The organism is Clostridium sp. AF19-22AC (genome assembly GCF_003479085.1).
Lineage (GTDB): Bacteria > Bacillota > Clostridia > Lachnospirales > Lachnospiraceae > Faecalicatena_A > Faecalicatena_A orotica.
In genome coordinates this window covers 413,369-436,729 of record NZ_QUGN01000002.1, presented here as the reverse complement: position 1 = coordinate 436,729, position 23,361 = coordinate 413,369, and the positions used below count along the sequence as shown (strand labels likewise).

General features: G+C 46.7%; 20 protein-coding genes. 15 read left to right on the top strand and 5 right to left on the bottom strand.

Annotation, left to right across the window (positions count from 1 at the left end):
- Window positions 1-34: 34 nt before the first annotated feature.
- The 5 genes from DWX43_RS04010 to DWX43_RS03995 all read left to right on the top strand — a co-directional run bounded on the left by DWX43_RS04010 (window position 35) and on the right by DWX43_RS03995 (window position 4,605).
- Window positions 35-1,387, top strand: a complete 1,353-nt coding sequence (locus DWX43_RS04010) for a carbohydrate ABC transporter substrate-binding protein (RefSeq protein ID WP_109730577.1) — start codon at window positions 35-37, stop codon at window positions 1,385-1,387.
- Window positions 1,388-1,510: 123 nt separating this feature from the next.
- A complete protein-coding gene (locus DWX43_RS04005) occupies window positions 1,511-2,404 on the top strand; it encodes a sugar ABC transporter permease (protein WP_109730459.1) in 894 nt (297 codons plus the stop codon).
- A gap of 12 nt (window positions 2,405-2,416) precedes the next feature.
- On the top strand, window positions 2,417-3,289 hold the full coding sequence (locus DWX43_RS04000; RefSeq protein ID WP_109730458.1) for a carbohydrate ABC transporter permease: 873 nt from the start codon (window positions 2,417-2,419) through the stop codon (window positions 3,287-3,289).
- A 12-nt stretch (window positions 3,290-3,301) separates the two neighbouring features.
- Window positions 3,302-3,469 (top strand): hypothetical protein, encoded by a 168-nt coding sequence (locus tag DWX43_RS26885; RefSeq protein ID WP_181368613.1) that lies wholly within the window; start codon window positions 3,302-3,304, stop codon window positions 3,467-3,469.
- A gap of 17 nt (window positions 3,470-3,486) precedes the next feature.
- On the top strand, window positions 3,487-4,605 hold the full coding sequence (locus DWX43_RS03995; RefSeq protein ID WP_118618898.1) for a phosphotransferase: 1,119 nt from the start codon (window positions 3,487-3,489) through the stop codon (window positions 4,603-4,605).
- 59 nt (window positions 4,606-4,664) lie between these two features.
- Here the strand turns inward: DWX43_RS03995 and DWX43_RS03990 are convergent, their stop codons facing one another.
- Entirely contained in the window at window positions 4,665-5,501 is an 837-nt protein-coding gene (locus DWX43_RS03990; protein ID WP_118618896.1) for an AraC family transcriptional regulator, read from the bottom strand.
- A 281-nt stretch (window positions 5,502-5,782) separates the two neighbouring features.
- Here DWX43_RS03990 and pap point away from each other — a divergent pair, with 281 nt between their 5' ends.
- The 7 genes from pap to DWX43_RS03955 all read left to right on the top strand — a co-directional run bounded on the left by pap (window position 5,783) and on the right by DWX43_RS03955 (window position 14,894).
- Window positions 5,783-7,324: a polyphosphate:AMP phosphotransferase gene (pap, locus tag DWX43_RS03985; RefSeq protein ID WP_118618894.1), complete on the top strand. Its 1,542-nt coding sequence runs from the start codon at window positions 5,783-5,785 to the stop codon at window positions 7,322-7,324.
- 63 nt (window positions 7,325-7,387) lie between these two features.
- Complete coding sequence (locus DWX43_RS03980; protein WP_109730453.1) at window positions 7,388-8,389, top strand: deoxyguanosinetriphosphate triphosphohydrolase; 1,002 nt, start codon at window positions 7,388-7,390, stop codon at window positions 8,387-8,389.
- Window positions 8,390-8,662: 273 nt separating this feature from the next.
- A complete protein-coding gene (dnaG, locus tag DWX43_RS03975) occupies window positions 8,663-10,438 on the top strand; it encodes a DNA primase (RefSeq protein ID WP_118618892.1) in 1,776 nt (591 codons plus the stop codon).
- A gap of 59 nt (window positions 10,439-10,497) precedes the next feature.
- Entirely contained in the window at window positions 10,498-11,607 is a 1,110-nt protein-coding gene (gene rpoD, locus DWX43_RS03970) for an RNA polymerase sigma factor RpoD (protein ID WP_109730451.1), read from the top strand.
- A 4-nt stretch (window positions 11,608-11,611) separates the two neighbouring features.
- Window positions 11,612-12,337 (top strand): class I SAM-dependent methyltransferase, encoded by a 726-nt coding sequence (locus DWX43_RS03965; protein ID WP_109730450.1) that lies wholly within the window; start codon window positions 11,612-11,614, stop codon window positions 12,335-12,337.
- Window positions 12,327-13,109 (top strand): Nif3-like dinuclear metal center hexameric protein, encoded by a 783-nt coding sequence (locus DWX43_RS03960; RefSeq protein WP_109730449.1) that lies wholly within the window; start codon window positions 12,327-12,329, stop codon window positions 13,107-13,109. Before DWX43_RS03965 ends, DWX43_RS03960 begins: the two co-directional genes overlap by 11 nt.
- Before the next feature lie 114 nt (window positions 13,110-13,223).
- Complete coding sequence (locus DWX43_RS03955) at window positions 13,224-14,894, top strand: nucleoside kinase (RefSeq protein WP_118618937.1); 1,671 nt, start codon at window positions 13,224-13,226, stop codon at window positions 14,892-14,894.
- Window positions 14,895-14,966: 72 nt separating this feature from the next.
- On the opposite strand, the gene DWX43_RS03950 is transcribed toward DWX43_RS03955, so the two are convergent.
- The 4 genes from DWX43_RS03950 to aroC are packed head-to-tail and all read right to left on the bottom strand — an operon-like array spanning window position 14,967 to window position 19,830.
- Window positions 14,967-16,850 (bottom strand): extracellular solute-binding protein, encoded by a 1,884-nt coding sequence (locus tag DWX43_RS03950; protein ID WP_118618890.1) that lies wholly within the window; start codon window positions 16,848-16,850, stop codon window positions 14,967-14,969.
- A complete protein-coding gene (locus DWX43_RS03945; protein ID WP_347559294.1) occupies window positions 16,847-17,668 on the bottom strand; it encodes an ABC transporter permease in 822 nt (273 codons plus the stop codon). The genes DWX43_RS03950 and DWX43_RS03945 overlap by 4 nt, the downstream gene beginning before the upstream one ends.
- On the bottom strand, window positions 17,652-18,725 hold the full coding sequence (locus DWX43_RS03940; protein WP_109730445.1) for an ABC transporter ATP-binding protein: 1,074 nt from the start codon (window positions 18,723-18,725) through the stop codon (window positions 17,652-17,654). Before DWX43_RS03940 ends, DWX43_RS03945 begins: the two co-directional genes overlap by 17 nt.
- 1 nt (window position 18,726) lies before the next feature.
- A complete protein-coding gene (gene aroC, locus DWX43_RS03935; RefSeq protein WP_109730444.1) occupies window positions 18,727-19,830 on the bottom strand; it encodes a chorismate synthase in 1,104 nt (367 codons plus the stop codon).
- 163 nt (window positions 19,831-19,993) lie between these two features.
- Between aroC and DWX43_RS03930 the strand changes: the two genes are divergently transcribed.
- The 3 genes from DWX43_RS03930 to yajC all read left to right on the top strand — a co-directional run bounded on the left by DWX43_RS03930 (window position 19,994) and on the right by yajC (window position 23,341).
- Window positions 19,994-21,766, top strand: coding sequence for a L,D-transpeptidase family protein (locus DWX43_RS03930; protein ID WP_242995973.1), 1,773 nt, complete (start codon window positions 19,994-19,996; stop codon window positions 21,764-21,766).
- A 27-nt stretch (window positions 21,767-21,793) separates the two neighbouring features.
- Entirely contained in the window at window positions 21,794-22,930 is a 1,137-nt protein-coding gene (tgt, locus tag DWX43_RS03925; protein ID WP_109730443.1) for a tRNA guanosine(34) transglycosylase Tgt, read from the top strand.
- 105 nt (window positions 22,931-23,035) lie between these two features.
- On the top strand, window positions 23,036-23,341 hold the full coding sequence (yajC, locus tag DWX43_RS03920) for a preprotein translocase subunit YajC (RefSeq protein WP_025657375.1): 306 nt from the start codon (window positions 23,036-23,038) through the stop codon (window positions 23,339-23,341).
- The last annotated feature ends 20 nt before the right edge of the window (window positions 23,342-23,361 follow it).

Genomic DNA, 23,361 nt, shown 5'->3' with positions numbered 1-23,361 from the left:
GTGCCTGAGCGAAGCGAAAGGAATGGATATAAGTATGAAAAGAAAACTGGTGAGTATTTTATTGTGCGTAACAATGATCGGTACACTGGCAGTTGGATGCGGAAGCAAAGACAAAGGTTCTGATTCCGGTGACGCCAAGGATTCCGGCTCAGGAGATGGGCAGGTATTGAAAGTGGCTGCATTTGAGGGCGGCTACGGCGCTGAGATGTGGGATGAGGTTGCTAAAGCATTCGAAGAGACACACGAAGGCGTAACGGTGGAACTGACAGTTGACAAGAAAATCGAGGATGTGATCAGCCCAAGCATGAAGGCAGGCGACTATCCGGATGTTGTCCACTGCGCAACAGGACGTGAAGCAGCACTTACAGAGACTCTGACGAAGGAAAAAGGTCTTCTTGAACTGACAGATGTTCTGGACATGACAGTTCCGGGCGAGGATGTGACTGTAAAGGATAAGATCCTTCCGGGATTCCTTGATACATTGGGAACGATGCCTTACGCTGACGGCGTGACATACTATGCACCAATGTTCTACAGCCCGTGCGGTCTGTTCTACAATGCAGGACTGCTCAAGGAAAAAGGCTGGGAAGTTCCGACAACATGGGATGAGATGTGGGAATTAGGCGATAAGGCGAAAGCTGAGGGCATCTCCTTATTTACATATCCGACACCTGGATATTTTGATGCATTTACATATGCACTTCTGGAATCATCAGGCGGGGCTGACTTCTACAATGAAGCAATGACATACAAAGACGGCATCTGGGAGTCTCCTGAAGCAACAGCAGTATTTGAACTGGTTGGAAAGCTTGCTGATTATACAGAGCCGACAACAGTTGCCAATGCAAATGATGATAACTTTACAAAGAACCAGCAGCTGATTCTTGACAACAAAGCAATCTTCTGCCCGAACGGAACATGGCTTCCGGGAGAAATGGCAGACGCTCCGAAGGCAGACGGATTCGAATGGGGCTTCACAGCAGTTCCGGCAGTAGCAAAAGATGCGAAACCATCATCCTTTACATTCTTCGAGCAGATGTGGATTCCGGCAGAAGCTGAGAACCAGGACCTTGCAAAAGAATTTGTGGCATTTATGTATTCTGACAAAGCCGCTGATATCTTTGCAAAATCAGGCGCTGTACAGCCGATCGACGGCATGGCAGACAAACTGGATGCAGACAGCCAGTTATACTACCACATTTATGACAATGACGCTGCAGTTGCAGTTATGGGCGGATTCGCAGCAACGGAACCTGTAGAGGGAGTTTCAATGGCAGATTCTCTGTTCAAGGCAGTAAACAGCGTTATGAGCGGCGACAAGACTGTCAAAGACTGGCAGGCAGATGTCGAGGCTACAAGCGACAAATTAAGAGATGCTATGGACTAAATAATTAGGAAACAATGTAAGATATAAGCGGCAGGGGACAAAGAAGGAAGTATTCCGGGCGTGTTCCCTGTGCTTTATCATCAGGTGGCGAAACAGTCACACACGGGGACAGGAGGTATATATATGCGGCACAAAAAGGGCAGAAGCGGATTTATCGCGGCCTGCGTATTACCATCCGTGATTTTATTCGTTATTTTCATGGTGATACCGACTATCAATGTATTTAAGATGTCACTCTATAAATGGGGCGGCTTCTCAAACAACAAGAAGTTTGTCGGTTTCAATAATTTTAAAATTTTATTCGAGGACCAGAAGTTTTTCAGGTCTTTCCAGAACTCGATCCTTCTGATTGTACTTGTTACAATCATTACTCTTTTCTTTGCACTTGTATTTGCGGCGATCCTATCACGCGAGAATTTGAAGGGTCAGAATTTTTTCAGAGTTATTTTCTACATTCCGAATATTTTGTCAGTAGTAGTAATTTCTGCGATATTCTCTGCTATTTACGATCCGACCAATGGCCTTTTAAACAGCATCCTGGGGATCTTCCGGGGGAAAGACGCCACGCCGGTCCTCTGGCTCGGCGACCAGAGCATCGTCATCTACAGTCTGGTGATTGCAATGGTGTGGCAGGCAATTGGTTATTACATGGTTATGTATATGGCAAGTATGACCAGCGTTCCTGAGAGTCTTTATGAATCGGCGGACCTGGAAGGGGCGGGAAAGGTGAGACAGTTTTTCAGTATCACACTTCCTCTGATCTGGACGAATATCCGTACAACGCTTACATTCTTTATCATCAGTTCCATCAACTTAAGCTTCCTGTTTGTAAAGGCTCTTACAAACGGCGGGCCTGATGGTTCAACGGAAGTATTCTTAAGCTATATGTACGGTCAGGCATACACCAACTCCTCTTATGGATATGGTATGGCAATCGGCGTTGTAGTATTCTTATTCTCATTCGGTCTGTCCGCAGTAGTCAACTTTGCTACGAAGCGGGAACCGCTTGAATTTTAGGAGGTGCGGATCATGAAAAAAAGTAAATTTAAAGCCTCCAGAGTTGTTGTCTACATCCTGCTGATTGTTCTGGCAATCAGTATTATCGTTCCGGTAGGCTGGGTATTTCTGGCATCCATCAAGGAAAACTCAGAGTTCTACGGCAACCCGTGGACACTGCCGAAGGGATTTTATTTCCAGAACTTCGTAGATGCTTTTTCAAAAGCGAAGATGGGGGACTACTTCCTGAATTCGATCATTGTAACAGTTCTTGCACTGCTTCTTCTGCTGGTTGTGGCGCTGCCTTCTGCATATGTGCTGGCACGCTATAAATTCAGGGGCAGTAAGTTCCTGAATGTGATGTTCATGGGCGGTCTGTTTATCAATGTGAACTACATTGTTGTTCCGATCTTCCTGATGCTGGTAGACGGGGATAAGATGCTAAAACAGTTGTTTGGCTCCGGATTCCTGATCAACAACCGGTTTATGGTAGCGCTGATCTATGCGGCAACGGCACTGCCTTTTACAATCTACCTTCTGTCCGGTTTCTTTGTTTCCATTCCGAAGGACTATGAGGAGGCGGCTTTTGTAGACGGGAGCGGGTATTTTCACACAATGGTGAAGATTATGATGCCGATGGCAAGACCGAGTATCATCACAATCATACTGTTTAACTTCCTGTCATTCTGGAATGAATATATCATTTCCATGACACTGCTGACAGAAAAGGAACTGAAGACACTGCCGGTCGGACTGATGCAGCTGATGCAGGCGCAGAAGTCAGCAGCTAACTACGGGCGGCTCTATGCCGGGCTGATTATTGTCATGCTGCCGACGCTGATTTTGTATATCCTTGTACAGAAGAAGCTGACACAGGGCATGAGCCTTGGCGGATTGAAAGGATAGGGGGCGTTGTTTATGAATAAATGGGTTGAAATGATACTGTGCATCCTGGTATTTTGTATCTGCATCGCTTTGGTTATCATAGGGCAGAAGACAGTCGGGATCAAACACCTCCTGCTCCAGCTTGTCGGACTTGCAGGAATCCTGGCACTGCTGTACGGCTATAACAAGAAATATCAGTAACGGGTTAAGGAGACACTATGACAAATATTACAGAAACAGAACTGGAAGAGGTGCTGGATGCATACCGGCATATAGGAACGCTGAAATCAAAGATACCTTACGGAAACGGACATATCAACAATACATTCCTTCTGACATATGAAATTCCGGACGGGCAGGAGAAAAGGATCATCCTGCAGGAAATGAACCGTGAAGTATTTAAACAGCCGAAGGAACTGATGGAAAATATCATCGGGGTTACATCCTATCTTCGCGGGAAAATTATCGAAAACGGCGGGGATCCGGAACGAGAGACGCTGAACGTTGTCCCTGCGGATGACGGGGAAAATTATTATGTGGATTCCAGAGGGGAATATTGGAGGGCCTACCTGTTTATAGCGGATGCGACCTGCTACGAACAGGTAGAGACAAAAGAAGATTTCTATCAGAGTGCCCTTGCATTTGGTAACTTCCAGCATCTTCTTGCGGGGTATCCGGCAGAAACACTTCATGAGACGATTCCGCAGTTCCATGATACAAGAAAGCGTTTCAACGATTTTTTAAGGGCTGTGGATGAAGATAAGCTGGGAAGGGTGGTTCATGTCCGGGATGAAATTGATTTCGTGATGAAAAGAGAAGGAGATGCAGATGTTTTCGGCGATATGCTTAAGAGAAAGGAACTGCCTCTTCGCGTGACCCACAATGATACGAAATTAAATAACATTATGATCGATAATGCGACAAGAAAGGGAATCTGTGTGATTGATCTGGATACGGTAATGCCGGGACTTGCCATGAACGATTTTGGTGATTCTATACGGTTCGGGGCCAATACGGCTGCCGAGGATGAAACAGATCTGTCAAAAGTCTCCTGTAATCTGGAACTGTTTGAGGTCTACGTGGAAGGATTCCTGAAAGGGTGTCAGGGAAGCCTGACCCAGACAGAAATACGCCTGCTTCCAATGGGGGCAAAGGTCATGACATATGAATGCGGAATAAGATTCCTGACGGATTACCTCGAGGGTGACCATTACTTCAGAATACACCGTGAAAACCATAATCTCGACAGGGCGAGAACACAGTTTAAGCTCATAGAGGATATGGAGGCAAAATGGGGTGAGATGGAAGCCATCGTGAGAAAAGCCGCAAACAAGTAAAAAAATGCTCCTGTGCAGTTTTATCCAACTGCACAGGAGCATTTCGTTTGCCTGAATTATCAGATCATATGTGTTTCCCGATACGACAACGGCGTCATGCCGGTATATCTTTTAAAAGATTGGGAAAAGTAATTGGCAGAGGAGAACCCGACAATACGGGAAATCTGGGTAATGCTGAAGTCCGTTGTCTTAAGCAGGACCTCACTGTGCAGGATCCGGCATTCCAACAGGTAATTGATTGGCGCAATCCCGTAGGCTCTGGAGAACATGCGGGACAGATAATACTTATTAAAACCGGAATACGCGGCAAGCGTATCCAGTGTGATATCATCTGCAAAATGCTCCTTTATGTATTCCCTGACTGACGTACATTCATCAGGGCAGCTGTCTGCAGAGCAGAGGCCGAGGCGGTTACCAAGAATCCGGTGGACCTTAAGGAAAAAGACGGACATGTAGTAATGGCAGATCCGGTAAGAATCCTGATGCCTGCCCTGAACCTCATCCAGCATCAGATCCAGGTCCGGGAGAATCTCATCCTTGTGTTCTTTCAGGTCATAAGTATGGAAACAGTACTCCTCATGATCACGGAAATAGAAATACAGATCCTCAATTCCGAGTATCATATAGGTCAGGGGAGTATCTCCTAAGGAGCGTTCCGTGTGTGGTGTATTAGGATTAATCAGTACAAGCGTGTTTGTATGTATCGGTACTTCAGCGTCACCTGTACAGAAATATCCTTCCCCGGATGTCACAAAAAATACTTCTGCAAAACTATGGGAATGGAGTGTGTATTCCCAGTCCTCGCCAAACGTTGCGGACGTGATATAGACCAGCCGTTCACAAGGGGGATCACACGGAGATAAAAAATTTGCGTCAGTGTGCTTAACTTTTGTCATAACCACACCTCCTTTAGCGTTATATATATGTTACTATTCACGCCCTGCGGACGTGCACAGTAACATATATTTCTTAACTGTAATACGGTTATTTCTGTTTTCCTTGACAAAGTATAGCATTTTCCGGCAAAGATGACAAGCCGGATGTTTTTCATGGTATATTCGTGATATAATAATATAATAATGTTGGGGTCAAAAGTCATCCAATTGCATGCGAGCATGCATTGTATGACCTTTTGACCCTGGCATCATATAATCAAACAAAGCCGGGAGGAAAAATTATGTTAGAAAAAGTTGATCTTACCAAATCCATGACAAAAGAAGAATACAAGGCAAAGATGCCCCTGCTGGAAGCAAGGCTGGGCGAGCTGCAGAGACAGTGCAAGACTTTGAATATCCCCGTGATGATTGTGTTTGAAGGCTTTGGGGCATCCGGGAAGGGGCTGCAGATAGGAGAACTGATCCAGAGTCTGGACCCGCGTGGTTTCAAAGTATTTGCGATTAAGGAAGAGAGTGAGGAAGAACGGATGCATCCGTTTTTATGGCGCTTCTGGACGAAAACACCGGAAAAAGGAAGAATCGCCATTTTCGATGGAAGCTGGTACCGCAAGGTATTGATTGAACGTTTTGACAAAAGCACGAAGAAGAAGGACATCCCGGATATTTACCAGTCGATCTGCTCATTTGAAAAGCAGCTGACGGACGACGGCTATGTCATGATTAAACTTCTGCTTGATATTGATAAAAAGGAACAGAAAAAGCGTTTCCAGAAGTTAAGGGCATCGAAAGAAACTGCCTGGCGGGTAAGCCAGGGAGATCTGGAACGCAATGTGAAGTATCAGGAATATGTACAGATGATGGAAGAAATGATGCATATTACAGACACCGATTATGCCCCCTGGACGATCATCGAGGCGATGGACAGAAGATTTGCCACGGTTAAGATCTACACAGTTGTAATCAAGGCTTTGGAAGAGCAGATTGAGAATGTGAAGAAGGCGAAAGCAAAAGAAAAGGCTGCCGAGGCGATCGCGGAGATGGACGAGGAAGGGAAGACCACTGCTGAAACTGCCGTACCAGGGATTGACCAGAAGGAGCTTACCGAATCCGTTCTTGCAAAAGCGGATTTGAGCCTGAGCCTTACAAAGAAGGAATACAAGGAAAAACTGAAAAAACTGGAGAAGAAGATGAGTCTTCTGCATGGGGAACTCTACCGCAGGAGGATTCCGGTCGTGCTTGGATTCGAGGGATGGGATGCAGGAGGTAAAGGCGGCGCCATCAAGCGCCTGACCGCGAAGATGGACCCGAGGGGATTTGTCGTGAACCCGACCGCATCCCCGAACGATATTGAAAAGGCACATCATTATCTATGGCGTTTCTGGAGGGCGATGCCAAAAGCCGGGCATATTTCAATCTTTGACAGAACATGGTATGGACGCGTCATGGTAGAACGCATCGAAGGATTCTGTACGAAGCAGGAGTGGCAGAGGGCCTATAAGGAAATGAATGACATGGAGAAAGACCTTGTGGATGCGGGGGCAATCGTCCTGAAATTCTGGATGCAGATTGATAAAGACGAGCAGGAGCGCAGGTTCAGGGCACGTCAGGAGAATCCGGAAAAGCAGTGGAAGATTACGGATGAGGACTGGCGCAACAGGGAAAAGTGGGACCTGTATGAGGAAGCAGTCAACGAAATGCTGATCAGGACATCAACAGAGTATGCACCGTGGATTGTGGTCGAGGGCAATGACAAGTATTATGCACGCATCAAGGTGCTTGAAACCGTGGTAAAGGCGATTGAAAAACGACTGAAAGAGGATTAGGTATTAAGGAAAAAGGAAATAAACCCGAAACGCAGAATATATTATATATAGAGGAAGTGGCCTATGACAATCAGAGAGCAGCTAGAAGAACGTGAAATGGAGTATTTAAGTCCCTATGCGGCATTCAGCAGGAATTCGAAAGGGAGGGTGCGCCCGGAGACAGAGTGTGATATCCGCCCTGTATTCCAGCGGGACCGGGACAGGATCCTGCACTGCAAGTCGTTTCGGCGTCTGAAGCAGAAGACACAGGTGTTTCTGCTGCCCAAAGGTGATCATTACAGGACGAGGCTGACGCATACGCTCGAGGTGTCACAGAATGCCAGAACGATTGCAAAGGCACTCAGACTGAATGAAGACCTTGTAGAAGCGATCGCGCTCGGCCACGACCTCGGCCACACACCGTTCGGCCATGCGGGTGAACGGGCACTGAACCATGTCTATCATTTTTCCCACAATGAACAGAGTGTCAGGGTAGTGGAATGTGTAGAAAAGCAGGGAAGGGGACTGAACCTTACGTGGGAAGTGCGTGACGGGATTCTGAACCATCCGACATCGGGGCATCCGCATACACTGGAAGGTCAGGTACTCAGACTGTCGGATAAGATCGCCTATATCAACCATGATATTGACGATGCGATCCGGGGAGGTATTCTCGTAGAGGAAGATATACCGTCCAGATACCGGAAAGTACTGGGGGCTACCAGCAAGGAACGCCTCAATGCAATGGTGCATGACGTGATCATCAACAGCATGGATAAACCGGCCATTATCATGTCGGAAGAAGTAGAAGAGGCTATGATCGGCCTGCGCAGATTCATGTTCGAGAACGTCTATATGAATCCAAAGGCGAAGGGCGAGGAAGACAAGGCGGTCCGTCTGATTGAACAGCTGTATGATTATTATATCCGCCACCTTGAACAGATGCCAGAGCAGTATCTGGAGGCGATCGGGAGGCCGGGCAATTGTAAGGAACAGGTAGTCTGCGATTACATAGCAGGGATGACCGATAATTATGCGGTAAAAAAATACGAAGAATTTTTTGTGCCGGAAGCCTGGAAAAATTAAAAAAAATAAAGGAAATCATAAAGTTTTGTCGAATATATATAAAGTAGGGGATAAATGGAAACATCCATGTCACTAAGGTTCGAGAGAACCGAACCTAAGTCGACAGGATGTACTTTACAACTAAGGCCCGAAAGGACCGGACCTAAGTTGTATAAGCGAGGAAACATCCATGTCACTAAGGTTCGAAAGGACCGAACCTAAGTCGACAGGATGTACTTTACAACTAAGGCCCGAAAGGACCGGACCTAAGTTGTATAAGCAGGAGGGGAATGCATGTATTATCCGGAGGAATTGGTTGAAGAAGTGAGGATGAAGAATGACATCGTGGATGTGATATCCGGGTATGTAAGGCTGCAGAAAAAAGGCAGCTCTTATTTTGGACTCTGCCCGTTCCACAATGAAAAGTCGCCCTCCTTTTCTGTCAGCAGGGGGAAACAGATGTATTACTGCTTCGGCTGCGGAGCCGGAGGCAATGTTTTTACATTTTTGATGGAATATGAGAACTTCTCTTTTGTGGAGGCTCTGAAGGTCCTTGCCGACAGGGCGGGAGTCGAACTCCCCGAGATGGAGTACTCGAAAGAAGCGAAGGAAAAAGCCGACCTGCGTGCGACACTTCTGGAAATCAATAAGATTGCCGCCCAGTATTTCTATGTGCAGCTGAAATCAGAACAGGGGAAGATTGGATATACATATTTGAAAAACAGAGAGCTGTCAGATGAAACAATCAAAGCTTTCGGGCTTGGTTATTCCAACAAATATAGCAATGACCTGTTCAAATACCTTCAGGGGAAGGGCTACAGTGAGGATCTGATCCGGCAGGCAGGCCTGATCAACACGGATGAAAGGAACGGCGTATATGATAAGTTCTGGAACCGTGTTATGTTTCCGATCATGGATGTGAATAACCGGGTGATCGGATTCGGCGGCCGGGTGATGGGTGATGGAAAACCAAAGTACCTGAATTCACCGGAGACAGTTATCTTCGATAAGAGCCGCAATCTTTACGGACTGAACCGTGCAAGAACCTCGCGCAAACCGTATTTCCTCATGTGCGAAGGGTATATGGATGTAATTTCCCTTCATCAGGCAGGATTTACGAATGCAGTCGCATCGCTGGGAACCGCTCTGACGACGGGACATGCTTCACTGATTAAGAGGTATGTGCAGGAAGTCTATCTGACATATGACAGCGATGAAGCGGGAACGAAGGCCGCACTCCGCGCAGTACCGATCCTGAAACAGGCGGGTATTTCTGCCAAAGTCATCAGGATGGACCCTTATAAGGACCCCGACGAATTCATTAAGAATTTGGGAGCCGAAGAATTTGAGAAGAGAATCGGCGGGGCAAGAAATGGATTCCTGTTCAGTCTGGAGATTCTTTCCAAAGACTATGATATGGAATCCCCGGAAGGGAAGACAGCCTTTTTTAAAGAAACGGCGAAGCGCCTGATCGGATTTGAAGATGAACTCGAGCGCAACAATTATGTGGAGGCTGTAGCAAAGGCATACAAGGTAAGCCCGGAAAGTCTTCAAAAACTTGTGACGAAGACCGCTGTTACAGAAGGCATGGCCAAACCTGCCGCGCGTCCAAAGTCAGCTCCGTCCGGACAGAAGCCGAAGGAAAGTGGAATCCTTGTATCCCAGAAGCTGCTTCTGACATGGATGATCGAGGATGCGGGGATTTTCAGCCTGATAAAAAAATACATAAGCCCAGAAGACTTCACGGAACCATTGTATCGGACTGTAGCAGAACTGCTTTATCAGCAGTTTGATACAGGGGAACTGAATCCGGCAAAGATACTGAATCACTTTACCGAGGAGGAAGATCATCGGGAAGCGGCTTCCTTGTTCCATACAAAGATCAGAGAGCTTTCCACGAAGGAAGAACAGGAACAGGCGTTAAAGGAGACAATCCTCCGTGTCAAGGCGAACAGCATAGATTACCGCACGATGCATCTGGAACCGACAGATATGGCGGGCCTGCAGAGGCTGATGGAAGAGAAGAGAAAACTCGATGATATAAAGAAACTGCATATTTCTATTGAATAAGGATAAAATAAAACAAGATAGCCCTATACCGTGTGTATAGGGGAAGGAAGGATGGACACATGGAAGAAAACACACAGAAATTTGACGAGAGGCTAAAAGAACTTGTTGCGTTAGGTAAGAAAAAGAAAAGCATTCTCGAGCTTCAGGAGATCAATGACTTTTTCAATGATATGGAATTAGACGCAGAGCAGATGGAAAAGGTATTTGAACATCTTGAGTCAAATAATATTGATGTGCTGCGTATCAGCGGAGATGATGACGATGTAGATGATGAGCTCATCATTGTTGAAGAAGATGAAGTTGATATGGAGAGCATTGATTTATCTGTGCCGGACGGGGTCAGCATTGAAGATCCTGTGCGCATGTATCTGAAGGAGATCGGTAAAGTACCGCTGCTGAGTGCGGAGAGGGAAATCGAACTGGCACAGCGAATGGAAGACGGTGATGAGGATGCCAAAAAGGAACTGGCAGAGGCGAACCTTCGTCTTGTAGTCAGCATCGCAAAACGCTATGTTGGTAGAGGAATGTTATTTCTGGACCTGATTCAGGAGGGTAACTTGGGTCTGATCAAAGCTGTTGAAAAGTTTGATTATCATAAAGGATATAAGTTCAGTACTTATGCAACATGGTGGATTCGTCAGGCAATCACAAGGGCAATTGCAGACCAGGCAAGGACGATCCGTATCCCGGTGCATATGGTAGAGACAATTAACAAACTAATCCGTGTGTCCAGACAGTTACTTCAGGAGTTAGGACGTGAACCCACGCCGGAAGAGATTGCAAAGGAACTGGACATGCCTGTGGACCGTGTACGTGAGATCCTGAAGATTTCTCAGGAGCCGGTATCTTTAGAAACCCCGATCGGTGAGGAGGAAGACAGCCATCTGGGAGACTTTATCCAGGATGACAATGTACCTGTCCCGGCAGAGGCAGCCGCACAGACACTGCTCAAAGAGCAGCTGGATGAAGTTCTGGATACTCTGACAGACAGAGAGCAGAAGGTCCTGCGCCTCCGTTTTGGAATGAATGACGGAAGGGCAAGAACACTGGAGGAAGTCGGCAAAGAGTTTGATGTCACCCGTGAACGTATCCGCCAGATTGAGGCGAAAGCACTCAGAAAGCTGCGCCATCCAAGCCGCAGCCGTAAGCTGAGAGACTATTTGGATTAAGCATATGGAATTATCAAAGAGATTACAGGCAGTTGCCGGTCTGGTGACTGCCGGATATGAAATGGCGGATATAGGCACGGACCATGCTTATATCCCCATTTATCTTATAGAGAATGGTATGGTTCCTTCAGCTGTTGCAATGGACATTAACGAGGGGCCGCTGGAGCGGGCAAAGGAGCATGTGACGGAATGTGGTCTTTCCGGCAGAATCGAGCTGAGGCTCTCAGACGGACTGGCCGGACTCGCACCCGGAGAAGCAAAGACGGCTGTCATTGCCGGGATGGGGGGAGGACTGGTCATGAAGATCCTAAAGGCGCATCCTGACATAACAGGGAGCCTGAAAGAGTGCATCCTGCAGCCTCAGTCGGAAATCGCAAAAGTCAGAGCCTTTCTTTTAGAGGAAGGTTTTTTGTTTATCAAAGAAGATATGGTGTTTGAGGACGGCAAATACTATCCGATGATGAAGGTACAGCCATCTGCGGGCAGCACCCTCCGTCAAAAGAGGGAAACGCCTCCCGTCTGGACGGAGACCGAGATCCGCTACGGGAAGCTTCTGCTTCAGGACAGGCATCCTGTGCTGAAACAGTTTCTGGAAAGGGAGATTACATTAAAAAGCAGGATTATCAGGGATCTGGAAAATCTGGACAGTCCACATTCAAAAGAGCGCAGAAGAGAACTGGAAAAGGATCTGGAGTATGCGCGGAAAGGGATGGAATTTTATGCAATGTAAAGAAATCATACAGGTAATTGAGGCCGCGTACCCAAAGAGTGCGGCATTGGATTTTGACAACGTAGGCCTGCAGGCAGGAAGGAGCACAAAGGAAGTAAACAGAGTGTATCTGGCACTGGATGCCACGGACCGGGTAATAGAGGCAGCGAAAGAAGCCGGGGCAGATATGCTGGTTACACACCACCCGCTGATCTTTTCACCCTTAAAAAGCATAACGGATGAAGACTTTATCAGCAGGAGAATCCTGAAGCTGATCCAGTATGATATTCCCTATTATGCGATGCACACGAATTATGATGTCCTTGGCATGGCAGAGCTTGCGAAAGACATCTTAAAGCTGGAAGATACAGAAGTACTGGATATCACTTCCGGAACAGAGGATAAACCGGAGGGGATCGGGAGGCTTGGAAAGCTTCAGAAGCCGATGACACTAAAGGAGTGCTGCCTGTACGTAAAGCATCATCTTAACCTTGGGTCTGTCAAGGTCTTTGGAGATATGGAGAAAGAGGTCTCACGGCTGGCCGTTTCCCCCGGCTCAGGGAAGAGTGCTGTCAGACCGGCTGTTGAAAAGGGGGCCGATGTACTTGTAACAGGGGATATTGGACACCACGATGGATTGGATGCAGTGGAGCAGGGACTTGCAGTAATCGATGCCGGACATTACGGGACGGAATATATTTTCCTCGATGATATGAAGCATTTCCTTGAGAGAAAGCTGCCGTGTCTGGACGTAATAGCGGCACCTGTTATTCATCCGTTTCAGGTTATCTGAAACTGCATATACTATATAGATGTTAAGTAAATGTACGGTACCTCGCTGTACATTTACTGCAAATTCCGTGCGGGAAACTTATAAGGGCAGAAGATTCTGCGGAAAGGAATGATTATGGGCAAAAAGCTGTGTACAGTACGGGTAGGGAATGAGACAAAAGAATATGAGGCAGGGGTTACTTACCAGCAGATCGCTGAGGATTTTCAGGAGAGATATGCACATCAGATCGTGCTTGTCTTTGTGAACCAGTTCCGGCTTCAGGAACTGGATAAGACACTAAAGAAAGACTGTGAGATTCAATTTCTGACAACAGGGGATCCAATCGGGCACGAAACGTATAAGAGAAGTCTCTGCTTCATGCTCGTAAAGGCTGTACATGACGTCGGCGGCCATGACAAGGTGAAGAGTGTCAGGATTCACTTTTCCGCCAGCAAGGGTTATTACTGTACCCTGGAAGGCGATGTTAATCTGACGCAGGAATTTTTAGAAAAGGTTGACAAGAGGATGAAAGAGCTCGTAAAAGGGCGTATCCCAATAGAAAAGCGGACCATCCATACAACCGAGGCTATTGATCTTTTCAGGAAACATGGCATGTATGATAAAGAGCGGCTGTTCGAGTACAGACGTGTTTCCAAGGTAAATATTTACAGCATGAACGAATTTGAAGACTATTATTACGGGTATATGGTGCCTGATGCCGGTTATCTGAAGTATTATTCGTTACATCTTTATGACGATGGCTTTATCATCCAGATGCCGACAAGGGAGGAACCGGAGAAAGTTGAACCGTTTGTGCCAAGGCCAAAACTTTTTGAAGTGCTGAAAAAATCAATCCAATGGGGAGACCTCCAGAGTATCGATACGGTTGGTGCCCTGAATGATATGGTGACCAAGCATGATATGAGAGAAGTGGTTCTCGTACAGGAGGCCTATCAGGAACGCCAGATCGGGGAGATCGCAAAGCAGATTGCCGATAAGCCGGATGTGAAGTTCGTGCTGATTGCAGGCCCCTCGTCATCCGGTAAGACGACATTTTCACACCGCCTGTCCATTCAGCTGATGGTGAACGGGATGAGGCCCCACCCCATAGCCGTGGACAATTATTTCGTGGACCGTGAAATGACCCCGAAAGACGAGAACGGTAATTATAATTTCGAATGTATCGAAGCAATAGATGTGAAGCAGTTTAACGAAGACATGCAGGCCCTGCTTAAGGGTGAGGAGGTCTATCTTCCCATCTTTGACTTCAAGGCAGGAAAGCGCACATATGATATAAAGCCGAAAAAGCTGGATGAACAGGATATTCTGGTCATTGAAGGAATTCACTGCCTGAATCCAAAGCTGACAGAGAAACTGAACAATGATAACAAATTCAGGATCTATATAAGCGCACTGACCCAGCTTAATATTGACGAACACAACCGGATCCCGTCAACAGACGGCCGGCTGATTCGCCGCATCGTAAGAGATGCCAGGACGCGCGGCACATCCGCGCGCAATACCATTGCCATGTGGCCGTCTGTCAGGAGAGGAGAGGAGGAAAATATCTTCCCGTATCAGGAAGAGGCGGATGTTATGTTTAATTCGTCCCTTCTGTATGAGCTGGCCGTACTAAAGCAGTATGTGGAACCGCTGCTGTTCGGGATGGGAAAAGACTGTCCCGAATATGTGGAGGCCAAGAGGCTTCTGAAATTCTTCGATTATTTCGTCGGAATCGGCAGCGAACCAGTGCCGACCAACTCCCTTCTGAGGGAATTCATAGGCGGTGGCTGCTTTAATGTGTAACGGTCAATAAGAGGAGGCTGTAAATCAGGTTTTCACTTGATTTACAGCCTCCTCCTGTTTTATCCGAAGAAACTATTTAGACTTTACTTCACGCCAGAGCTGATTATAGACGGCGTCATTATCATCCCCAAGGAACTTGAAAGTCTCGCAGTTTGCCAGATCCTCCGGATCGGGGAAGGCAACCTTGCTTTCCCTCATCCAGTCTTCCTCGATCAGTTTGCGTCCCTCTGAATTCGGGATAGAATAGGTGATGTAATCAAAGTTCATCTTAGCAATCTCGGGACGGCAGAGGTAATCAATAAATTTCTCTGCATTTTCCTTATGCTTGGCATTCTTTGGAATAACCCAGGAGTCAATCCAGAGGTTTGACCCTTCCTTTGGAATTACATATTCCAGATTCGGGTTTTCCTGCTTCGTATAAAGCGCTTCTCCGGAATAGATTACACCGATGGCGGCCTCGTTTCCAATCATTTTGTCACGTACCTGGTCCACAACATAGGCCTGCACGAGCGGCTTCTGTTTAATCAGCAGATTTTTCGCCTCATTAAGCTCATCCAAATCCGTGGAATTCAGTGAGTAGCCGAGGTATTTCAAGGTCACTCCGAATGCGTCGCGGACGCTGTCCTGCATCAGGATGCTGTCTTTATATTTCGGATCCCAGAGTACACTCCAGCTGTCGATCGGCTCATCAACCATCGTCTTATTATACAGAATTCCGACAGTACCAAACAGATATGGGACAGAGTACTTATTTTCCGGATCAAACTGGCGCGATTGTTCCATATAAGTACTGTCGATGTACTTCAGGTTCGGTATATTATTAAAATCGATCTCTGCGAGCAGGTCATTTTCTATCATACGCTGCACCATATAATCTGACGGGCAGACGACATCATAGGCGATCGCTCCCGACTGGATCTTCGGATACATGATCTCGTTTGTCTCAAATTCTTCATAGACTACATCGATTCCGGTCTCTTCCTCGAACATAGTCAGAACTTCCGGATCGATATATTCACCCCAGTTATATACGATCACCTGATTATTGCCTGCATCACTGTTCTGTGAACCATAGAAGAAGCCGCCGGCTATGATTACAATGACGATTGCAGTCGGCACCACCTTCCGGAAAATGAACCGGGAGATGCGGTGTTTCTTTTTGATTTCCTGTTTCTGGCCTGAGGAAGATGCTTTTTTTTCTGGTGTGACATTGACCAGAATCAAAAGAATCAGGACAGTTACAAACATGATCGTGGAAAGGGCATACATCTCCGGTTTGATTCCTTTTCTTACCTCGCTGTAAATTTTCGTTGACAGCGTGTCCACCCCGGGCCCTTTTGTGAAGTGGGTGATTACAAAATCATCCAGCGACATCGTGAATGCAAGCAGGAACCCGGAAAATACACCCGGCATGATGTCCGGAAATACAACCTTGAAAAAGGCATATACCGGTGAGGCCCCCAGATCCATTGCAGCCTCATAAGTATGCTTGCTTGTCTGCTTGAGCTTCGGCATGACACTCAGTATGACATAAGGGATATTAAAGGTAATATGTGCCAGTAAAATCGTCATGAATCCCAGTGAAAACCTGAATGCAATAAACAGCAGCATCAGAGAGATACCTGTTACGATATCCGCATTCAGCATGGGAATATTGGTTACACCCATCATAAACGTACGGAATTTAGGCTTCATCGCCTGAATCCCGATGGCCGCCGCCGTCCCGATGATCGTTGCAATCAGCGCAGATACAAGGGCGATAATCAATGTCGTGTACAGGGCATTCATAATATCCTGATTCTGGAACAGAGCAACATACCATTTTCCTGTAAACCCGCCCCATTTGGACCGGGACTTTGAGCTGTTAAAGGACAGCACCATCAAAGTGACGATGGGAGCGTAAAGCAGGATGAAAATTAAGATTAAGTAAAAGCGTTTCAGTCCGTTTTTTATCAAAATGCAGTTCCCTCCCCGTCTTTATCATATTTGGCAATGAGCGCCATACTTGCGATGATAAATATCATCAATACAAGAGAGAGGCCGGAACCTACATTCCAGTTGCTCCCCTGCTTGAATTCCTGTTCGATAACGTTTCCGATCAGGAGTATCTTGCTTCCGCCGAGCAGGTCGGAGATGACGAACGTCGTCAGGGAAGGTACGAATACCATCGTGATTCCACTGATAATTCCCGGTATGCTTAATGGGAAGATGATCTTGGAAAAAGTCTGGAAATTATTGGCCCCCAGGTCACGTGCAGCAGAAATAACATCCTTGTCTATCTTGGCGAGGACGTTGTATATGGGAAGTACCATAAACGGCAGGAAGTTATATACCATGCCGAGCACGATTGCATAAGGCGTGTTGATCAGTGTCTGGTCCGGCAGGTGGAAAAATTCCAGAATCATATTGATGATTCCGTTTTTCTCCAGCAGGTTCTGCCAGGCAAGTGTCCTTAAAAGGAAATTCATCCACATAGGCAGGATGAAGATCAGCACAATAAAGCTTGTCTGATTGACATCTTTCTCAGAAAGGATCATGGCCAGAGGGTAAGCCAGCACAAGGCAGATCAGGGTGCTGATAAAGGACAGAAGAAGAGCGAGTCCCAGTGCTTTTAAGTTCTCAGGTGTTGTGATCCTGGCAAGGTTCATCAGTGTAAATGAGCCCTCTTTATTTGTCAGTCCGTAATAAACGATCATCAGAAGAGGGATGATGATAAATGATGCAGCCCAGAAAAGATAAGGGCCGGTCAGTAATTTTCTATTCTTCAATTCCAACAGCCTCCGCGTCTTCAGATTCTGGTTTTTTCATAATCTGAATATCAAATGGGTCTACTTTGATACCAACTTCTGTCCCGACAGGGAACATATCCGTGCTGTGAACAAGAAGTTCATAATTATTGGCAAGGACCTCCATCTCATAGTGGACACCTTTAAAGATCAGGTGGGTGACCACACCCTCGATGATGCCTTCTTCCGGCTTCACGAGATCAATATCTTCCGGACGGATCACCGCATCTACCGGCTTGTTGCGTCCGAAGCCCACGTCCACACACTGCCAGACGGCTCCCAGCATCTTCACAACTTTATCCTCCACCATGGTGGCAGGCAGAATGTTGCTGTCCCCGATAAAGTCTGCAACAAAGGCATTCTGAGGTTCATTGTAAATATCCTCGGGAGTTCCGATTTGCTGGATATACCCCTGATTCATGACAACGATCGTATCGGACATGGTAAGAGCCTCTTCCTGATCGTGGGTAACATAGACGAAAGTAATCCCCAGCTCGTTCTTCAGGCGGATCAGTTCGTACTGCATATCCTGACGCAGCTTTAAATCCAGAGCACCGAGCGGTTCATCAAGCAGGAGTACTTTTGGCTCATTCACGATGGCCCTCGCAATGGCGATACGCTGCTGCTGGCCGCCGCTTAAGGAGTCCGGTGTCCTGTCTTCATAGCCTTCCAGATTGACGAGTTTTAAGGCATACCGGATCTTATCCTGAATATATCCCTTTGACTTTCCTTTGATCTTCAGGCCGAAAGCGATGTTTTCTGCAATGGACATATGGGAGAACAGGGCGTATTTTTGGAACACAGTGTTTAGCTGCCTTTTGTTCGGCGGCAGATTATTGATGTTCTTGCCGTCGAAAATAATATCTCCGGAATCCGGTGTCTCAAAACCGCCGAGAATCCGCAGAAGAGTGGTCTTTCCGCAGCCGCTTGGCCCCAGAAGTGTAAGAAATTCGTTCTCACGAATATACAGATTCAGCTGGTCCAGAACCACATTCTCATCGAATGATTTTGTAATATTTACAATATCAATTAATTTGTTAGACATTCTAATCCTCCGTATAATAGGCTTTTACTTTATCCAGGCGGCTGCTCATGTTTTCCAGAAGCAGGTCCGCGATTGTAAGGGCTGTCATAGCTTCCACTACCACGACCGCGCGCGGTACGATGATCGGGTCATGCCGTCCGTGGATGGAAAGCTCTGTTTCTTCTTTTTCCTCTGTTACTGTATGCTGAATCTGTGAAATGGACGGTGTCGGCTTAAAGGACGCCCGTACCAGGAGTGTGGAACCGTCGCTCATGCCGCCCAGAGTACCGCCGGAATGGTTCGTTTCCTTTATTATCCTGTCATCCCTGACAGCAAACGCATCGTTATTCCTGCTTCCGGATGAAGCCGCGGCAGAAATACCGTCACCGATCTCCACCGCTTTCACCGCACCGATGGACATAAGCGCTTTTGCAAGAGACGCATCCAGTTTGTCGAATACCGGTTCGCCAAGTCCCACCGGAAGTCCGTCCACCATACATTCAACCGTGCCTCCGCATGAATCCTGGTTCTTCATCAGGAGGTCCAGATGTCCGGCGGCTTCTTTGGCAGCCTGATTGTTCGGCATATAAAGAGTATTCTCTGTAATCTCATCGAAATGATACGCATCAGATGGAACTGTAACAGGACCGACTGATTTCGTATAGGCAGTCAGGCTGATCCCCATCTCTTTTAATAATAAGGAAGCAACAGCGCCTGCGGCAACCCGTCCGATTGTCTCCCTGCCGGAAGACCGGCCGCCGCCCCGGTAATCACGGAATCCGTACTTTTGGGTAAAAGTATAGTCCGCATGCCCAGGACGATAGGTATACGCGATATTCCCGTAATCACGGGATCGCTGGTCCTGGTTGCGGACTATAATAGAGATGGGAGTGCCTGTTGTCTTTCCTTCAAAAACCCCGGAAAGTATCTCTGCCTGGTCCGTTTCCTGTCTTTTTGTTGTATATCTACTCTGTCCCGGCTTTCGTCGGTTTAAATATTCCTGTATATCAGCTTCACATAAGGAAAGCCCTGCAGGACATCCATCCACAACCGCACCTATAGCGGCACCGTGTGATTCACCCCAGGTTGTTACGCGAAACAGTTTGCCAAATGTTGATCCACTCATGGTAGTACTCCTTTCTTTTTGCACATAGACTTATTATATAAGAAGTTATATAAACGTGCAATCCTTAATTTATCTTTAAGTTCATACTTTTTTACTGTACATTTACCAGGATTCGTAATATAATGTGGACTAGATATTGATAAAAAAGAGGGAGTAATACTAGATGAGCGAACGCGACATGAAAAAATCAGATGGTTACAACTCAGAAGATAAAGATTTTGACGAAGATTACTACTTTGATGAAATAGACGAGTCAGATGATGATTATTATCTGGATGATGAACCCGGCGAAGATGATGAAGATTACTTCTTTGACGAGGAAGAGGATGCCGCGGATGAACTTAAAGAACAGGACGGTTCATCAGATGATATGGCAAAGACCCAGGTTATACCGGATGTTGTCCCCGTAAAAGCAAAGAAGAAACCAGTTCCGGTGGAAGTAGACATTTTCGACGAAGAGGAAGATCTGGATGATATTTTTCCAGATGAGGAGGAACCAAAGAAAAAGAATAAGAAGCCCGGGAGAAAGAAAGGCGGAAATAAAAAAAGTATGAAGAAGCTCTGGATCATCCTTGGATGCATAGCCGCTGTATTGATTGCAGCGTATGTTGGTACTTCTGTTTTCTTTATGAGTCACTTCTATATTAATACGGAAATCAATGGTCATGATTTTTCTGGTAAAAAAGTATCTGATGTAGAAGAGTATCTGAAAAAGCAGGTGAAGGATTACAGTCTGACGGTTCATGAGAAAGACAATAAGTCGGATACAATAGATGGAACGGATATTTCCCTTACATACAAGGAGAATAACGATATCCAGAAGGCATTGAAAAAGCAGAATGGTTTTGCATGGCCGGCGGCACTGTTTTCTAAAAATTCGGCGAAGGTTACGATTGAAGTGTCTTATGATGAGGAAGCGCTCAATCAGGCGGTCGGCAGTCTGCAGGCAGTAACGGCGGAGCAGACAGCCCCGAAGTCAGCCTACCCGAAGTTCAACGGTGAGAAGTACGTCATCGAGCCTGAGGTCATCGGCACTGCAGTAAATATGGACGTGCTGAAGGAAAAGGTGCATACCTATATTTCTGAATTTAAGACAGATCTGGATATGGAAAAAGAAGAGTGCTACGCTGAGCCGAAGTTTACATCTGATTCAGAAGAAGTCAAGAAAGCATGCGATGCCATGAACAAGTATGTACAGGCAAGCATTACCTATACGATGACAGAGACGGAAGTGGTAGATAAGGCCCTGATCTCAACCTGGCTGACTGTGGACGATAACATGCAGGTGACATTTAATGAGGATGAAGTCAGAAACTGGCTGACAGGCTTCGGTGATAAATATGATACTGTAGGGACTGCCAGAACGATCACGACTCCGACAGGAAAGACTGCCGAGGTGTCCGGCGGGACATACGGCTGGTCAATTGATGAAGACACAGAATTCGAGGCACTGGTTAACAGCATTAAGAACGGGGAGACCGTATCTAAAGAGCCTGCCTACTACCAGACCGCAGCTGCCCATGCCGCACAGGACTGGGGCAATACCTATGCCGAGGTCGATCTGTCCACACAGCATATGTGGTATATTGTAGACGGGAACATTGCACTGGAAACGGATGTCGTCACCGGGCTTCCTACCCCGGAAAAGGAGACTCCTTCAGGTGTTTACAATATTCTGGAGATGCAGCTGGATAAGACACTGGTCGGAGAGATTCAGCCGGATACAGGAAAACCAGAATATGAAACCCCTGTCAGCTACTGGATGCGCGTTACATGGACCGGAATCGGCTTCCATGATGCAAACTGGCAGCCGGGATTCGGCGGTTCCCTGTATACGTCAATCGGTTCCCACGGATGCATTAACATGCCGCCCGATCAGGCAGCAAGCCTGTACAGTATGCTTTCAGTAGGAACACCGGTTATTATTCATTACTAATCAGGAAAAAAATACAACGAGGTAACTATGTACGAATTAATCAAAAGAGACGGTCTTGCTAAGCGGGGCCGTTTTCATACGGTCCACGGGGTCATTGAGACGCCGGTATTTATGAATGTGGGAACAGCGGCAGCGATCAAAGGTGCGGTTTCCACAGATGATTTGAGAGGAATCAAGACACAGGTAGAATTATCGAACACCTATCACCTTCACGTGCGCCCGGGAGATGAGGTTGTGAAAAAAATGGGCGGCCTTCATAAGTTTATGAACTGGGACAAGCCAATTCTCACGGATTCCGGCGGATTTCAGGTGTTTTCACTTTCAGACCTCCGCAAGATCAGGGAGGAGGGTGTTCATTTCCATTCCCACGTTGATGGCCGCAAGATATTCATGGGCCCGGAGGAAAGTATGCAGATTCAGTCCAACCTTGCGTCCACCATTGCGATGGCATTCGATGAATGTCCGTCCAGTATCGCAGACAGAGAATATATGAGAGATTCCGTGGCCAGAACAACACGCTGGCTTGCACGCTGCAGGACCGAGATGGACCGTTTAAATTCCCTGCCCGATACGATCAACCAGAAACAGATGCTTTTCGGAATTAACCAGGGTGGCATTTACGAGGATATCCGCGTCGAACATGCAAAGCAGATCACGGAAATGGAACTGGATGGATATGCCATCGGCGGTCTTGCCGTAGGAGAGAGCCATGAGGAGATGTACCGCATTCTGGAGGCAGTCGTTCCTTACCTTCCGGTTGAGAAGCCTACTTATCTGATGGGCGTCGGGACCCCGGCTAACATCCTGGAGGGAGTAGAAAGAGGCGTGGATTTCTTTGACTGTGTGTATCCAACCAGAAACGGAAGGCATGGCCACGTCTATACCAACCACGGAAAACTGAACCTGTTTAATGCAAAGTTCGAACTGGATGACAGTCCGATTGAAGAAGGCTGCCAGTGTCCGGCCTGCAGAAGCTACAGCAGGGGATACATCCGACACCTCCTGAAGGCTAAAGAGATGCTTGGTATGCGCCTCTGCGTCCTGCACAACCTGTATTTTTATAATACCATGATGGAAGAAATCCGTGCAGCGATCGAAGCAGGAGAATACAAGTCATATAAGGAAAAGAAACTCGAAGGTATGAAAAACGGAAAAGACATATAAAAAATTCATAAAAATATGCGGAAATTCTAAAAGATACTTGAAGAATCATCCATTTTTGTGTATAGTAGACTTATTGTTTGAAGATAGTAATTAGGAGGAAATAAGATGAATGGTTTATTAGCTGCAGGCGGAGCAACAGGAATGGGTGGTATCATCCTGATTTATGTAGTAATCATCGGTGGTATGTGGTTCCTGCTCATGCGCCCTCAGAAAAAAGAGCAGAAGAGAGTGCAGGCAATGCTCTCAACAATGGAAGTAGGCGATACCGCATTAACAACAAGCGGTTTTTACGGTGTAATAATCGATATCACAGATGATGACGTAATCGTAGAATTCGGAAATAACAAAAACTGCCGTATACCAATGCAGAAAGCTGCAATCGCACAGATCGAGAAGCCGTCTGCGGAGTAAGTACGGAGAGAGGTTGTTAA